This is a genomic window from Vibrio sp. STUT-A11, assembly GCF_026000435.1.
In the GTDB taxonomy this organism is placed as follows: Bacteria; Pseudomonadota; Gammaproteobacteria; order Enterobacterales; family Vibrionaceae; genus Vibrio.
In genome coordinates this window covers 3,062,623-3,078,112 of sequence record NZ_AP026763.1, presented here as the reverse complement: position 1 = coordinate 3,078,112, position 15,490 = coordinate 3,062,623, and the positions used below count along the sequence as shown (strand labels likewise).

Genomic DNA, 15,490 nt, shown 5'->3' with positions numbered 1-15,490 from the left:
TCAAATTTGTTTAACGTAAGGGCTCCTGGTACGGAGCCCTTTTTTCAGTTGGTAATTAAAATGATAAAAAAATGTCTATTCCCAGCAGCAGGTTACGGTACGCGTTTCTTGCCTGCGACTAAGTCCATGCCGAAAGAAATGATGCCAGTGGTAAACAAACCACTCATCGAATATGGCGTCGAAGAAGCGATTGAAGCAGGTATGGATGGCATGTGTATTGTCACTGGTCGTGGCAAGCACTCGCTTATGGATCACTTCGATAAAAACTACGAGTTAGAGCACCAAATCAGCGGCAGCAGCAAAGAAGTGTTGTTAGATGATATACGTAGTTTGATTGATTCAGCGAGCTACACCTATATTCGTCAGAGTGAAATGAAAGGCTTAGGTCATGCTATTCTGACTGGGCGTGAGCTAGTGGGTGACGAACCGTTCGCAGTGGTATTGGCCGATGACCTGTGTGTGAACGAAGGCAACGGCGTGTTGGCGCAAATGGTTGCGCTCTACAAACAGTTCCGCTGCTCGATTGTTGCGGTACAAGAAGTACCAGAATCAGAAACGCACAAATATGGTGTGATTGCCGGTGAGATGATCAAAGAAGACATCTTCCGTATCGACAATATGGTTGAAAAGCCAGAGCCAGGTACAGCACCGAGCAACTTAGCGATCATTGGCCGCTACATTTTGACTCCCGATATCTTTGAGTTGATAGAAAATACGGAGCCAGGCAAAGGCGGTGAAATTCAAATCACTGATGCTCTGATGCAGCAAGCACAAAACGGCTGCGTATTGGCGTACAAATTTAAAGGCCAGCGTTTCGATTGCGGAAGTGTAGAAGGTTATATTGAAGCGACAAACTACTGCTTCGAGAATATCTACAATAAGCCGTCTAAAAGCCAGGTCGAAGAAGTGCCTGAGGTTAAAGTGGCGTAATCGCGCAAGGGCCTAGGTACTAGAATCCTAGGTCCTAGGTGTATTCGCGGTAAGTTCAGTTAGAAATATAAGCTCAGGCGCTTGTTGTTTTGGAGTACGGGACGCTTCGCTTACGGAAGACGGAATACAGGAAATGAAAGGTCCTAGATCCTAGGGGGCTAGGTCCTAGAAGTATTCTCGGCCAGTTCAGTGAGAAACGTAGGTTCCGGTGTTTGTTGTCTTGGAATACGGATTACAGAGTACTGAAAAGTAAATTTTTGTAATCGTAATCCCAGCAAGCTCTTTCTAGAACCTAGGAGCTTAGTTAGTATCCGGCATCGGGCTTATGTGGTTGAAAATAATCTGTAATCTGTAATCCCAAACCACGATTCCTCAACTTGATATGATCCACCATAATCACAACAATCTCCCCTAGGTTCTCGCCCCCTCAATACACCACCTTAAATCCTTTCTTCTCTAACTCCTTCCCTAATGCTTGCTGGGCCTCTTCTTCCCCATGAATCAAATGAACGGCTTTTGGCGCCGTTGGTATACCATTAATAAACTTCAGCAAGTCACTCTTGTCTGCATGTGCGGAATAACCAGAAATGGTATGAACCTGAGCGTTCACCTGGATTTCTTGAGCATCTATCTCAACTGTCGAATTACCCGCTTGTATTGCCTCACCTAACGTGCCTTGAGCTTGATAGCCTGCGAATAGCACATCGTTTCTTTCATCGGGCAGCAGTGCTTTTAAGTAGTTTACGATTCTGCCGCCTTCACACATACCAGAAGCGGCCACAACGATGGCGGGTTCATCGGTCGAAGCGAGTCGGTTGACCAAAGCTTTATGTTCGGTGTGATTCTCAACCGTAATGCACTGATCGAACGCGAGTGGGTGACGTTGATTTTCTAGCCTTTGTTTCGCTTCTTGGCCCCACAGCGTTTTGAAGCGGCGATAGGTTTTCGTTACTTCTTTAGCGAGAGGGGAGTCCAGGATGATCGGCAATGAAGCTGCCAGATTATGCTGGTTAATTAGCTGCTCAAGATCAAACAGCAGCTCCTGTGTTCGACCGACACTAAAAGCAGGTATCAGAATTACACCACCATCTTTTAATGCATGCTCAATGATGTTGTTTAAACGCATTGTGCGTGTTGCGATGTCCTCATGTTGCTTATCGCCATACGTGGACTCTAGAAACAGATAATCAGCACGCTCAGGAGATTGCGGATCGGTTAAAAGTGGCGTATCGGACGGCCCCAAGTCACCGGAGAAGACGACTATCTCATCATTGGGTAGTTTAAACTCCACATACGCTGAACCCAGTATATGCCCAGCAGGCTGAAAGCGGACGTCAGCGAGATCTGTGAGTGCTATCCACTGCTGATAATCACACGGCTTTAGCTGCTTTTTAATAATATTCAGCACTTGTTGGCGTTGGTGGTAGTTTAAACCGAGTTGTAGCTTCAGGCCGTCTTCAAGCATTAAGGGAACAAGTTCCGCAGTTGCTTGAGTGCAATAGATTGGCCCTTTAAATCCAGCAGCCAGTAACCATGGCAATCGACCAATATGATCAATATGAGAGTGAGTTAGAACGAGCGCTTTAATCGGTTCGATAGCAAACTCAATGTTAAGTGAAGCGTCACGTCCACCAAAGCTGAGATCCTTGCCTTGAAACAGCCCGCAATCAATCAAAATACTGCCATTGGTTAGCTTAAGCTCATGACAGGAGCCAGTAACGGTATGCTTCCCGCCATGGTGGATAACACTGGCGTTGTCAGATATTGGTGTCGTCATGCTTATAATTCTCCTTATCTATTCAGAATAGGCGAGCAGGTAATGAAATAGTAAGGCTTATGGTTCAGTGGGTTAGATGTAATTGGTTGGGAAAGTGCGGAAATGCGAGGGAGGTTAAGGTCCTAGATCCTAGGGAGCTAGGTCCTAGAAGTTTTTGTGGTAAGTTCAGTTAGAAATATAAGATCAGGTGTTTGCTGATTTGGATTAAGGGGCGCTTCGCTTACGGAATACAGGAAGGTTCTAGGGGGAATACGGCCAGTTTAGTGATCAACGTAAGTTGCGGTGTTTGTTGCTTTGGAATACGGGACGCTTCGCTTACAGAGTACAGAAATGCTTGACATTGGACTTGGGTGGTTGAAAAACAATCCGTAATCCGTAATCCGTAATCCGTAATCCGTAATCCGTAATCCGTAATCCGTAATCCGTAATCCGTAATCCACCTAGCACCTCACTGTCTTCCCAGTTCGTGATACAATTAGCCTTAAGTTCAAAGAGTTCCTCTCGTAAATACAACGTAAGCGCTGTTCTGCTATTGATTACAAGAGACAATACATAAAGGTTAAAGATGCAATCGGATCATGAGTTCCAAAGCTGGACTGTCATCGGAAAAGGCGCAGAGCGAGTTTGTTTTCAAAACCCTTCTAACCCTGCTCAATGTGTAAAGTTGAGTCAGAAAGACGCCGCAAAGCAAACCTATCGAGAAATTCAGTTTTTTGAGCGATTAAAAAATAAAAACGTTCAGTTTACGCATATTCCCAAATTCTTAGGCAAGGTGACAACAGAGACTCAAGTTGGCTTTAAGCAGCAAGTGGTTTTGGATGAGGATTTGTCAGTATCATTGAACCTCGCACAATATATTGTGCAGCAAGGGGATGAACTCGATATTGATAACTTATTGCTGAAGATACGAATTCTCAAAGATTATTTGGTTGAGAGTCGGGTGATACCGAGTGATTTAGTATTGACGAATTTGCTGGTGAGACAGGCTGAAGGTGACATTACGCTCTATCTGATCGATGGATTTGGCAATACGGAATTTATCCCCGTATCGGATTTTATCCCTTATCTTATGCATAAAAAGATCAACCGTAAGTTTAAGAAGTTTCTCCGGAAAAACCTACATATCTTGTTCGAGAAGAAAAAAACAGCCGCAGAGTTAGAGGCTTACGACAAAAAAGTCGATCAGTTTGAAGCCTTGTACCTTTGATGGTGCTGGGGCGGGTGTCAGATGTAAGTAGGGGACTCTTTACCTCTGAGATAGAAAAAGGGATGCATAATGCACCCCTTTGTTATTTCTGCTTGTTTTAAAGCAAGATTAAGCTTTTGCTTTAGCCGCTGCTTTAGCGATTGCTGCGAAGCTCTTAGCATCTAGAGATGCGCCACCAACTAGAGCACCATCGATGTCTGGCTGTGAGAAGTATGCTTCTGCGTTTTCTGGTTTAACGCTGCCGCCGTATTGAATGATTACTTGCTCTGCAACTGCTTCGTCTTTTGCTGCGATTAGTGCGCGGATAGAAGCGTGGATGCGTTGTGCATCTTCAGCTGTTGCTGCTTTACCAGTACCGATTGCCCAGATTGGTTCGTAAGCGATGATCGCGCCGTTTAGAGCTTCAACGCCGTAAGAGTCGATAACTGCGTTGATTTGACGTGCACATACTGCTTCAGTTTCACCAGCTTCGTTTTGAGCTTCAGATTCACCGATACAGAAAACTGGAGTTAGACCGTTTTCTTTTAGGAAAGCGAATTTCTTCGCGATGAACTCGTCTGATTCATTGTGGTAGTCACGACGCTCAGAGTGGCCGATGATGATGTGAGTAGCACCGAAATCTTTCAGCATTTCTGGAGACATGTCGCCAGTGAAAGCACCGCTGTTGTTTAGGTCAGTGTTTTGTGCACCTAGGATGATCTTATTACCGCCTTCTGCGATTACACGCTCAGCTAGGTCGATGTAAAGTGCTGGTGGAGCTACTGCTACGTCAACACCTTCAACGCCTTCAAGCTCAGCGTTAAGACCAGTTAGCAGCTCAGTTACCATTGCTTTGCTGCCGTTTAGTTTCCAGTTACCCATCACTACAGGACGACGCATAGGAATATCTCCGTATTATCTATTAATGATTAATGTAAAAAATCTACGAAAGAATATAACAGAATATTTTGCACAGATCATGATTGGTATCATGTCTTGTACGCCTTTGTTTATCTGGTCAGCGTAGCACTTGTTTCTGTCAGTTCTATCAAAAGCAATCGATTGGTGATCACGTAGACAGAATAATAGCTCATTGCTCGGAAATTGCTGCGTGGATTGGTATTACTACGCACTGGATTTTAATCTTGTAGAAAGGAATCAAAATGCCAAATTTGGTTTTAGAGTATTCGAACTCAGTGGAAGAGCGAGTTAATGTTCAAGGTTTACTGGAGGACTTACATAGAGCGGCGCTAGATAGTGGGCTTTTTGAATTGGCGTCAGTAAAATCGAGAACACTCCGCTGCCATAACTGGTTAGTAGGAGAGGAAGGAGACAGTCTCGACTTTATCCATGTAAACTTTGAGCTACTCGCGGGAAGAACGTCAGAGCAAAAACGAGCGTTATCGCGAGATTTAATGTCAGTGCTTCAAGATCAAGCCAGCCATGTTCACAGCTTAACGGTAAATATTCGTGATATGGATGTGGAGTGTTTCCAAAAAGTGGTGAACTAATGGTCGTCTCTATTTATTAACTCGCTGCGTGGTGACCTTTCTCACGCAGCTAGGCCTTGGTTAATCTACCCCTAGTTTTACGATTCTGCTAACCTATTGCACGGCATTGACTTCTAGGTCTATTTAATGAAACTTTTCTACTATCTTAACAACTTACTACTCAACGTTGTTCCATCCTTTGTTTTTCAACGGCGCAAGGCTCAATTGGAACGCCTGTTTGAGAAGGATAAAGAAGCGATTCAGGCTCGAGTTGATTATTACTGTAAACCGAATGAATTGCATGAGTTACCGAGTGATGCTATCACCCAACGTACATATCAACGTCGAGGTAAGAGTGCTTACTTCTATGACCTAAAGCAGTACCTGCACTATTTTCCTAAACATCTTAAGTTCGCATACTACTTTGGTGACCACGTAAAAGTTGAGCCACAACCAACGCTGTATAAAGCCAGGCCAACACAAGGTGACAATTCTACTTCGGTGTTGTTTAAGTTAGATAAAATACGCCACTTCCGTTTTATTGAAGATAAAACGGAATATCTAGATAAGAAAGATATGGCTGTTTTTCGCGGCGCTGTTAAACAAAAGCATCGTATTCGCTTTATGAATGCCATGTTTGGTCATCCGCTGGTGGATGCCGGGCAATCTAACCCTTCAAAAGAGCATCCTGAATGGAAGCAGCCGTTTATGTCCATTGGGGATCAGCTGCAATATAAATTCCTCATTTGTTTAGAAGGTAATGACGTGGCTTCTAACTTAAAGTGGGCGATGTCTTCAAACTCAGTGGTTATCACGCCAAAAATGAGATTTGAAACTTGGTTTATGGAGGGTGCTCTTAAGCCAGGCGTTCACTACATAGAAGTCAAAGATGATTGGTCCGACTTTGAAGAACAGGTCAATTACTACTTACAGAACCCGGCTGAAGCGCAAAAGATGTTGGAAAACGCTCATGCGCATGTCGCGCAATTCCAAGATGAAAATAGGGAAGATCTTGTTTGTATCAAGACTTTGGAAAAGTATTTTTCAATCACTAATGGCTGATTTTTATTGAGGTTTTAAAGCGTGAAAGTTTCTCTGCTCTATCCTAGTAGTAAAGGCAAGCTTTTGGGCTTCCAGCACGATTTGAATGACGAGTTTATTTTAGAGGGTAATTGTTAATGCTGACTAAAGAGTTGCTGTTTTCTTTTCGAGGACGAATAGGGCGTAAAACCTTTTGGATTTGGAACGTGATTTATTACATCTCCATTCTGGGTTTTGGTGTGGGTATAAGTAAGCTGTTTCCTGCGGTTTCCCACCTTCTGCTGCCTATTTTCCTCTTGGTTTTGCTGATTCCTGATCTCGCGATGACGACTAAGCGTTGGCACGACCGTGATAAATCGATTTATTGGCTAGCCCTGAATATCCCTTTGGTTTTTGGCCGACTTACCACACCAATGACGAGTCCGATTTCACAAGAACCTGCCACACCACAACTGTTTATCGCGTCGATTTCTTTAATTTGTGGCGTATGGATTTTAGTTGAGTGTGGTTTTCTGAAAGGAACAACAGGCCCCAATAAGTACGGCCCTGATCCGGTAGAGTAGAACTAATGTTGAAGGTTCTAGGATTATTCGCTGGAACTGTTATGCCCGATTAAGCATTTGTATTTGCTGTTTTGGATTACGGATTACGGATTACGGATTACGGATTACGGATTAATTTTCAACCACTCAAGCCCAATGTCAAGTATTTCGGTATTCCGTAAGCGAAGCGCCCTGTAATCCAAATAAGCAAGTACCTGATCTTATATTTCTAACTGAACTTACCACAAAAACTTCTAGGACCTAGTCCCCTAGGATCTAGGACCTTAATTTTCCCTGAGCTGGACGATATTATCAGCCTGTTCAGCTGGTGTGTTGCCTTGCAACGCATCTCTAAATTTCATCAGCTGCTTTTGTAACTCATTCATTAATACCACGTTGGTATGGTTTGGGTTTTTGCAGTTGTTGATCACTCTGTCGATGTGACTTTGTTGTGCCCACAATCTTGGTTGCATGTTTTCCGATGCTCCCTCAATCATCTCGCGCGCTTTATCTTGGCGGAATTGCTCAAAAGCTTCCGGATCATCCTGTGCCATTTTCATCAGTTCGTCGAAAGAAGGCAGAGATTGCACTTTGTGAGTACGCAGATTGGCCATCGTTTGTCTCCTAATCCATAAGGATAGTTACGCTTCGATATTAAAAGCGTACATCACAGAGAAGAGGAGAAAGGCGAAATTACTCTGTCGTCTCAGAGTTAAGAGAGCATTTTAATAGTTGAGTTGTAGGGAGAAGCTGCGAGTTTCTAATCATTGCTTACGCTTGAATACGGTATACACAGCGTCGCTGGCCGCTAATGATATGTTCTGTGCGCTCCACACGAGTTTCATCGCCAAGCAGAGCTTGGAACACGCTTAACTCTGACTGGCAGAGACTAGGACAACGCGTTGCGGCTTTGCAAATAGGGCAGTGGTTCTCAATTAAGATGAAACCGTGCTCGTCTTGATCGAGTTCGGCCATATAACCTTCTTGCTCTCTTAATGAGACGAGTGTTTTCAATTTGCTTTCTAGCGTGTCACATGGTTCAAGATGCTGGCGATAGTTTTGTAACGTGAGTTTTTCGCGCTCAGAGGTCACTTTCTCGAGACCGTCTTTACCAAAGATGTGTTCAACGGCTTCAATGAATTGTACGGTGAGTTCACCATGGCGGTCAGCAAACTGCTCATGGCCTTTCTGGGTGAGAGCCCAATGTCGGGTCGGGCGACCAACTTTGACTTTTACATCGTAAATAGACAGGATGCCATCGTCTTCCAAGCCTTGCAGATGCTGGCGTGCACCCATGGTTGTCATGCCAAGCTCAGAAGAGAGTTGTTTTGCTGTGACAGAGCCGTCACGCTTAACGATTTGTAATATCCTATCTACGGTTTTCATATTCCCACCATTTATGTGTCAGTAGATATTATGCGCGATAGGTTTTATAAAGAAAAGTGTTGACTTAGGGAGGGGAGGTTCGAGGGACTAGGATCCTAGGTCCTAGAGGGAGTTTCTGACTACGGATTAATGTTCAACCACCCAAACCTGATGTCAAGCATTTCTGTATTCTGTATTCCGTAATCCAAAACAGCAAACACCGGAGCTTACGTTTATCACTGAACTTACCGCAGACATACCTAGGACCTATTAACCTAGGACCTATTAACCTAGGTCCTAGGATCTTTATGACTAAAGAATAATATCGCGCACTTCTTGATCCTTACGTTCTAAGTAGTGGATCGACTTGATGCGACGAATGGTGCGGCAGCGACCACGAATAAGTAGCGTTTCGGTTGTTGCGATATTGCCTTGGCGCGTAATGCCTTCTAGCAGATCACCTTTGGTGATGCCTGTCGCGGAGAACACAACGTTATCGCTGCATGCCATGTCTTCCATTTTCAACACGACGTTTGCTTTCACGCCCATCTCTTCACAACGTTTTAGCTCTGCAGCGCCGTAGATGCGGTTTTCTTCGGTATTGCCTTTCACCTCATGACGAGGAAGCAGGCGGCCATGCATGTCACCGTCTAGCGCACGAATCACCGCTGCAGAAACAACGCCCTCAGGTGCGCCACCGATGCAGTACATCACGTCCACTTCGCTGTCTGGCATACAAGTCAGGATTGAAGCTGCCACGTCACCATCTGGCACAGCAAATACGCGTACGCCCATTGCCTGCATTTCTGCAATCACGTTGTCGTGACGAGGTTTAGCCAGCGTGATCACAACTAAAGTGTCTAGAGTTTTGTTTAGTGCATTGGCGATGTTCTCTAGGTTTTCTTTTAGAGGCTTCTCTAAATCGATAACGCCTTTTGCTCCAGGGCCAACCACCAGTTTTTCCATGTACATGTCAGGCGCTTTAAGGAAGCTGCCTTTTTCACCAGCGGCGAGAACCGCTAAAGCATTGGATTGACCCATGGCCGTCATGCGTGTGCCTTCGATAGGATCGACTGCAATATCGACTTCATCGCCACCAATACCCACTTGCTCACCGATGTACAGCATTGGTGCATCATCGATTTCACCTTCGCCAATAACAATTTCACCGCTGATTTCTGTTTTGTTCAGTAGTGTGCGCATAACCTCAACGGCTGCACCGTCCGCTGCGTTTTTATCGCCGCGACCAAGCCATTTATAACCAGCCAGTGCTGCACCTTCAGTAACACGGGAAAATGCCATTGCTAAATCACGTTTCATGATGTCTCCAAGTAAGCAAGAGGGAAGAAGAATTTGCGCGGCGATTTTACCATAACGAGTGTTAAACGTTTGCGTTTTTGCCGAGCTTTTACTTTGGTTAAGTTGAATTTGATCAATACTGAGTGAGTTTTTCGCGTGGCGAGAGGCAAATATCTTGCTCAAAAATGCGTCGGTGATCAGAAAAGTCAGCATTTAGTGAGATTGCGCCGGTTTTTTAACCGAATGATGCAAAATATCGAATATAGTGAGTGTTTCTCGTCGCAACGCTGAGTAGAATAACCTTATATAGGTAAGGTGCGCGCTTGTCGCATGCATCATCCCAACGGAACAACATAGGTAGGCCAAGATGTCTTTTGAAGTACTCGCACAACTAGAATCTAAAATTCAAACTGCAGTTGACACAATCACTCTTCTTCAAATGGAAGTTGAAGAGCTGAAAGAAGATAAAGTAAAACTAGAAGCACAAGCAAACGAGCTTCGCACGCAACGCGAAGAGCTTGAGCAAAAAGCTGAGCAAGCACAGCAAGAGCACGCGCAGTGGCAAGAGCGCATTCGTGCACTACTTGGCAAAATGGAAGAAGTGGAGTAATCCAGGGAAATAAGGACCTAGGTTCTAGAATCCTAGGTCCTAGATAGAGCTTGTTTGGATTACAGAGTAAAAAGTCAACTTTTCAGTGCTCTGTAATCCGTATTCAAAAACAGTAAAACTAAACTTAGCGTTTATCCACTTCACTAACCGCAAACACACCTAGGACCTAGCCCCCTAGGATCTAGGACCTTAGAACCTAATCCCTAGGATCTAGTACCTCTAAAACTTCTTCTTCCGTCTCATCCAGTTCAAGGTCGATATTGAGCGGTTCTGGAGACAGAATGATGCCAGTGCTGTCCGCGTAAATGTAGTCTTCTGGTAGAAAGCTAACACCGCCAAAGTTCACTGGGATATCGAATTCTCCAATGCCCTGGCTAGATGCGCCGACAGGAATAGAAGCCAGAGCCTGAATACCCAGATTCATATCTTCCAGTTCATCAACTTCACGAACGCAGCCGTATACGACAATGCCTTCCCACTCATTTTCTTCTGCAATGGTGGCAATTTCTGCGTCGACAAGAGCTTTGCGTAAGGAACCACCGCCGTCAATTAGCAGTACGCGACCTAAGCCATCTTGCTCTAACGTTTCACGGATCAGAGAATTGTCTTCAAAACACTTGATGGTGGTGATTTGTCCGGCAAAGGAAGCGCGACCGCCAAAATTACTGAACATTGGTTCAACCACATCTACCTGCTCGAGGTAAATATCACAGAGTGCCGAGGTATTGTATTCCATAGCGTACCTTTCTAAACAGAAACTGGTTGTCTTTGAGTATATCTGGGCATTAAGTCAATGCAATGACAATCCTTTTTTAACTTACCAGAGTTTGAGCTACCACAATTGTTGCAAATAAAACGTTGGTGACCAGTGAGCATTTAACGATGACTGGCATCATAGGTGCGATCTGTGCGGGCTTTTCGGTTTCCCAAACGGCTTTGCCATGGTGAGCGACAAAGTAAATGCTTAATAAGAATGGCAAACTGATCCAAACCGGTTTGTCCTGAATAAGCAAGTAAACAGCGAAAGCGAGAATAGCGCCACCCAATAAGATGAAATGGTATTGCTTGGCCTTCTGTTGGCCTAAGCGCACCGCGACAGTTCGTTTTCCACACTCTCGATCGTTTTCAATATCACGCATGTTATTGATGTTCAGTACTGCAACAGCAAGTAAGCCACAACCTAAAGCGGGTAAGAAGAGCGTGGTATCGACATGTCCGGTATGCAGGAAATAAGTACCGGATACGCCAAGCAAACCAAAAAACAGAAACACAGAAATATCGCCTAATCCAACATAACCGTAGGGTTTACTGCCCATGGTGTAGGCAATGGCAGCGAGGATGGCAAGAATACCTAATCCGATGAAGGTGAGAATGCTTTCCAAAGAGCTCAAAGAGTAAAACACTAAGATCAGACCGGAAATAATAGTAAGCACGATGTTGAAGACGATTGCTTGCTTCATTTGCTCTTTAGTTACTGCACCCGACTGTAAAGCGCGCAGTGGACCAAGGCGTGCTTCATTATCGGTGCCTTTTACTGCGTCGCCATAATCGTTGGCCAGATTGGAAAGGATCTGTAACAGAGTCGCGGTGATAAACGCCATCAGGGAAATAGGCATTGAGAATTGCCCCGCTGCATACGCGAGCACACTACCGGTAAGAATAGAGACTAATGCCAGTGGTAATGTCTTAGGACGAGCGGCGTCGAGCCAGATCTGTAAAGATTGTTTCATGGATATTTCGTGCTAGTAACCGATTTGTCCAGTATAAGCATAAAGAAGCAGATGCGCTATTGACCTGAAACAAGTCAAAGAGAGTTGGGGAAATAAGAAGTTCTAGGTAGTTAGGTGAGTTAGCTGAAAGTTCGGCGTATCTCTTTGGCGTTTGCGTTTGTTTTCTTGGAATACGGGACGCTTCGCTTACGGAATACCGAAATGCTTGACATTGGACTGGGTGGTTAATAAATAATCCGTAATCCGTAATCCGTAATCCGTAATCCGTAATCCGTAATCCGTAATCCGTAATCCGTAATCCTTAATCCGTAATCCAAGAAGGTCCTAGACCCTAGCCACCTAGGATCCTAGAACCTATGTTATTACAGAATAAAGCGGCTTAGATCTTCATCTTCAATCGTATCGCCCAAGCGCGCTTGCACGTAGGCTGCATCAATCACAAACTTAGCGCCAGATTGCTCGGCAGCATCGTAAGAGATTTCGTCCATCAGACGTTCCATCACGGTATGCAGACGACGAGCACCGATGTTTTCTGTGCTTTCGTTTACTGTCCACGCGGCTTCGGCAATTTGCGTAATACCGTCTTCAGTAAACTCAATGTCGACATCTTCTGTCTTCATCAACGCGATGTATTGCTCAGTCAATGAGGCTTTTGGTTCCGTCAGAATACGTTTGAAGTCGTTGCTGCTTAGTGCTTCAAGTTCAACACGGATTGGCAGACGGCCCTGTAGCTCTGGGATAAGATCAGAAGGCTTCGCGACCTGGAATGCACCAGAAGCCACAAACAAGATGTGATCTGTTTTCACCATGCCATGTTTGGTTGAAACAGTACTGCCTTCAATCAGAGGTAGCAGGTCACGCTGAACACCTTCACGTGAAACGTCAGGGCCAGAGCTCTCACCACGTTTACAGATTTTATCGATCTCATCAATAAAGACGATACCGTTGTTTTCAACATTGTAAATCGCCGCTTCTTTTAGTTCTTCCTGATTCACAAGCTTCGCTGCTTCTTCCTCGGCAAGGGCTTTCATCGCGTCTTTAATTTTTAGCTTGCGCTTCTTCTTGGTATCGCCCGCCAGGTTCTGGAACATACCTTGCAGCTGGTTGGTCATCTCTTCCATACCAGGAGGTGCCATGATTTCCACACCCATTTGTGGCGCAGCGACATCGATTTCAATCTCTTTATCGTCTAGCTGACCTTCACGTAGTTTTTTGCGGAAGATTTGACGAGTATGAGAGGAATCTTCGCTCTGTTCTGCTTGTCCCCAGCTATCTCGAGCTGGTGGCAATAGTGCATCCAGAACACGCTCTTCTGCTTGCTCTTCAGCGCGGAATTTCACTTTTTCCATCTCTTGTTGATGAGTGAGCTTCACGGCAACATCGGTAAGATCACGGATGATAGTTTCCACTTCTTTACCAACGTAACCCACTTCGGTGAATTTGGTCGCTTCTACTTTAATGAACGGCGCATTGGCTAGCTTAGCCAGGCGACGAGCGATTTCAGTTTTACCAACACCGGTTGGACCGATCATCAGGATGTTTTTTGGTGTCACTTCGACACGCAGGCTTTCTTCAAGTTGCATACGACGCCAGCGGTTACGAAGCGCAATCGCAACCGAACGTTTTGCTTTGTCTTGACCAATAATATGGCGGTTCAGTTCATGAACGATTTCGCGAGGGGTCATTTCAGACATATTCTTTCCTTACTTCGTTACGATTACTCAGCTGGTACTGCCAGTTCTGCCGTTGATTCTAGCTCTTCTACTGTGTGATTGTGGTTGGTGAAAACACAAATGTCACCCGCAATGTTCAGTGCTTTTTCCGCGATTTCACGCGCATCCAGATCTGTGTTTTCTAACAATGCCGTTGCGGCCGCTTGTGCGTATGCACCGCCAGAGCCGATCGCAATTAGGTCATTTTCAGGCTGTACGACATCACCATTACCCGTGATGATTAGAGATGCGGTTTCGTCTGCAACAGCAAGTAGCGCTTCTAGCTTACGAAGTGCGCGATCGCTGCGCCAGTCTTTTGCCAGTTCCACAGCGGCTTTGGTCAGGTGGCCCTGATGCATTTGCAGTTTGCTTTCGAAGCGCTCGAAAAGGGTGAAGGCATCCGCAGTACCGCCAGCAAAACCCGCCAGTACTTTGTTGTTGTATAGGCGGCGAACTTTACGAGCGTTACCTTTCATTACGGTATTGCCTAGAGATACTTGGCCATCACCCGCGATGACGACTTTATTATTTCGACGTACAGATACAATGGTAGTCACAGTCGACCTCTTAATTATTTCTCTTTGGAAGTAATACTGTATATGGGGGAGGGGAAAAGGGGATTCAAGGGGGGGAAATTAAAGGACCTAGGGTTATAGGCTCCTAGGTCCTAGGAAAAAACATGAATACGAAATACGGAATACGGAATACGGAATACGGAATACGGAATACGGAATACGGAATACGGGCAAACGTTGTCTTTCCCGTAATCAGTATTCGGTAAGCGAAGCGTCCCGTATTCCAAAGTAACAAGCACCTGAGCTGACATTTCTTAACTGACTTACCGCAGATGCTTCTAGGACCTAGCCACCTAGGATCTAGGACCTATTTTTAATAATTCTCTTTCCAAATCGCACATGGCTCGATTTTAGCGCGTTGCAATTTATGGCGATCTTTTTCTGCATCGCGCTTAAATTTGTATGGTCCTAGAATAATTCGATACCAAGAACTGCCCTCTTTCTTAACAATTTTGCTGGTTAATCCCTGGAAAGCGATGGCGAGTTTACGTTCTTCTGCCTGAGCTTGGGTCTTATAAGCGCCACACTGCATGATGTAAGGGATTTTCGATACTTGAATCTCTTTGGCAACCACTTCAACTTCGCGATTGGGGAGAGATTCTACGTATTCCCATTTCTCTTCGGGTGGGGGAGGTAAGTCTGTCTTTGCCTTTGGTTTGCTGACTGGAGTCGTTGATTGCTGCACAACCTGTGGCTGAGGCTCTGGATCATTGTTTAGCAAGTAAAGCCCATAGCCAAAACCACCTACTAGCACGATTGCCAGTAGACCACTACGCCAAGGCTTCTTTCTTGAAGGTTGTTTTTTTGTCGACTTTTTTGGGGTACCACGCCCCCTTCTCACATAATCTTTGTTTGCCACGGTCATTTCTGGTGATCAAGAATTCTTGCAAATATGTTAATCCAGAACGAGTCGAGAAAACACCCTGTTGAATGAATCTTGTTAGGTGGGAGGGGAAAGGTATTAGGAAAGAGGGACTAGGTTCCTAGGTTTTAGGTCCTAGAGGCGTTCGTTGGGAATAAAGCGAACAAAATAAATGATTGTACTAGTTTTTTGGGAATACAGATTACGGAATACTGGTATTAATCCGTAATCCGTAATCCGTAATCCGTAATCCGTAATCCGTAATCGAAGCGGCCCGTATTCCAATACAGCAAACACGAAGATTACGTTTATCACAAAACTAACCACAGATACGCCTAGGACCTAGTTCCCTAGACCCTAGGATCTTCTCT

At 44.9% G+C, this 15,490-nt stretch carries 16 protein-coding genes; 6 read left to right on the top strand and 10 right to left on the bottom strand.

The genetic code is table 11. The annotated features are described in order from the left end of the window. The first annotated feature begins 60 nt into the window (after positions 1-60). The gene (galU, locus tag OO774_RS14380; RefSeq protein ID WP_264903282.1) at positions 61-930 is read left to right on the top strand and encodes a UTP--glucose-1-phosphate uridylyltransferase GalU; all 870 of its coding nucleotides are present in this window, start codon (positions 61-63) and stop codon (positions 928-930) included. A gap of 427 nt (positions 931-1,357) precedes the next feature. Here the strand turns inward: galU and OO774_RS14375 are convergent, their stop codons facing one another. Further along, positions 1,358-2,707, bottom strand: coding sequence for an MBL fold metallo-hydrolase (locus tag OO774_RS14375; RefSeq protein WP_264903281.1), 1,350 nt, complete (start codon positions 2,705-2,707; stop codon positions 1,358-1,360). 565 nt (positions 2,708-3,272) lie between these two features. On the opposite strand from OO774_RS14375, the gene OO774_RS14370 reads away from it, so the two are divergent. Beyond that, positions 3,273-3,914: a PhoP regulatory network YrbL family protein gene (locus tag OO774_RS14370; protein ID WP_264903280.1), complete on the top strand. Its 642-nt coding sequence runs from the start codon at positions 3,273-3,275 to the stop codon at positions 3,912-3,914. Positions 3,915-4,022: 108 nt separating this feature from the next. Here the strand turns inward: OO774_RS14370 and tpiA are convergent, their stop codons facing one another. Further along, positions 4,023-4,793 carry a triose-phosphate isomerase gene (gene tpiA, locus OO774_RS14365; protein ID WP_264903279.1) on the bottom strand — a complete coding sequence of 257 codons (771 nt, stop codon included), beginning with the start codon at positions 4,791-4,793 and terminating at the stop codon, positions 4,023-4,025. 263 nt (positions 4,794-5,056) lie between these two features. Between tpiA and OO774_RS14360 the strand changes: the two genes are divergently transcribed. From OO774_RS14360 to OO774_RS14350, 3 genes are all read left to right on the top strand, one after another. Continuing rightward, positions 5,057-5,404, top strand: coding sequence for a 5-carboxymethyl-2-hydroxymuconate isomerase (locus OO774_RS14360; protein ID WP_264903278.1), 348 nt, complete (start codon positions 5,057-5,059; stop codon positions 5,402-5,404). 126 nt (positions 5,405-5,530) lie between these two features. Then, positions 5,531-6,445, top strand: a complete 915-nt coding sequence (locus tag OO774_RS14355; RefSeq protein ID WP_264903277.1) for a glycosyl transferase family 90 — start codon at positions 5,531-5,533, stop codon at positions 6,443-6,445. 116 nt (positions 6,446-6,561) lie between these two features. Next, positions 6,562-6,987 (top strand): DUF805 domain-containing protein, encoded by a 426-nt coding sequence (locus OO774_RS14350; RefSeq protein WP_264903276.1) that lies wholly within the window; start codon positions 6,562-6,564, stop codon positions 6,985-6,987. A 263-nt stretch (positions 6,988-7,250) separates the two neighbouring features. On the opposite strand, the gene OO774_RS14345 is transcribed toward OO774_RS14350, so the two are convergent. From OO774_RS14345 to glpX, 3 genes are all read right to left on the bottom strand, one after another. Beyond that, entirely contained in the window at positions 7,251-7,580 is a 330-nt protein-coding gene (locus OO774_RS14345) for a DUF3135 domain-containing protein (protein ID WP_264903275.1), read from the bottom strand. A gap of 157 nt (positions 7,581-7,737) precedes the next feature. After that, positions 7,738-8,352, bottom strand: coding sequence for a metalloregulator ArsR/SmtB family transcription factor (locus tag OO774_RS14340; protein ID WP_264903274.1), 615 nt, complete (start codon positions 8,350-8,352; stop codon positions 7,738-7,740). A gap of 291 nt (positions 8,353-8,643) precedes the next feature. After that, positions 8,644-9,651 (bottom strand): class II fructose-bisphosphatase, encoded by a 1,008-nt coding sequence (gene glpX, locus OO774_RS14335; protein ID WP_264903273.1) that lies wholly within the window; start codon positions 9,649-9,651, stop codon positions 8,644-8,646. Between the two features lie 346 nt (positions 9,652-9,997). Here glpX and zapB point away from each other — a divergent pair, with 346 nt between their 5' ends. Further along, positions 9,998-10,240: a cell division protein ZapB gene (gene zapB / locus OO774_RS14330; protein ID WP_014230654.1), complete on the top strand. Its 243-nt coding sequence runs from the start codon at positions 9,998-10,000 to the stop codon at positions 10,238-10,240. Positions 10,241-10,436: 196 nt separating this feature from the next. Here zapB and rraA read toward each other — a convergent pair whose 3' ends face one another. From rraA to OO774_RS14305, 5 genes are all read right to left on the bottom strand, one after another. Continuing rightward, a complete protein-coding gene (rraA, locus tag OO774_RS14325) occupies positions 10,437-10,976 on the bottom strand; it encodes a ribonuclease E activity regulator RraA (RefSeq protein ID WP_264903272.1) in 540 nt (179 codons plus the stop codon). A gap of 76 nt (positions 10,977-11,052) precedes the next feature. Beyond that, entirely contained in the window at positions 11,053-11,970 is a 918-nt protein-coding gene (locus tag OO774_RS14320) for a 1,4-dihydroxy-2-naphthoate polyprenyltransferase (protein WP_264903271.1), read from the bottom strand. Positions 11,971-12,332: 362 nt separating this feature from the next. Continuing rightward, a complete protein-coding gene (hslU, locus tag OO774_RS14315) occupies positions 12,333-13,664 on the bottom strand; it encodes an HslU--HslV peptidase ATPase subunit (RefSeq protein ID WP_264903270.1) in 1,332 nt (443 codons plus the stop codon). 23 nt (positions 13,665-13,687) lie between these two features. After that, entirely contained in the window at positions 13,688-14,239 is a 552-nt protein-coding gene (gene hslV, locus OO774_RS14310; RefSeq protein ID WP_264903269.1) for an ATP-dependent protease subunit HslV, read from the bottom strand. Positions 14,240-14,570: 331 nt separating this feature from the next. Beyond that, positions 14,571-15,116 (bottom strand): SPOR domain-containing protein, encoded by a 546-nt coding sequence (locus OO774_RS14305; RefSeq protein ID WP_264903268.1) that lies wholly within the window; start codon positions 15,114-15,116, stop codon positions 14,571-14,573. Between the last annotated feature and the right edge of the window lie 374 nt (positions 15,117-15,490).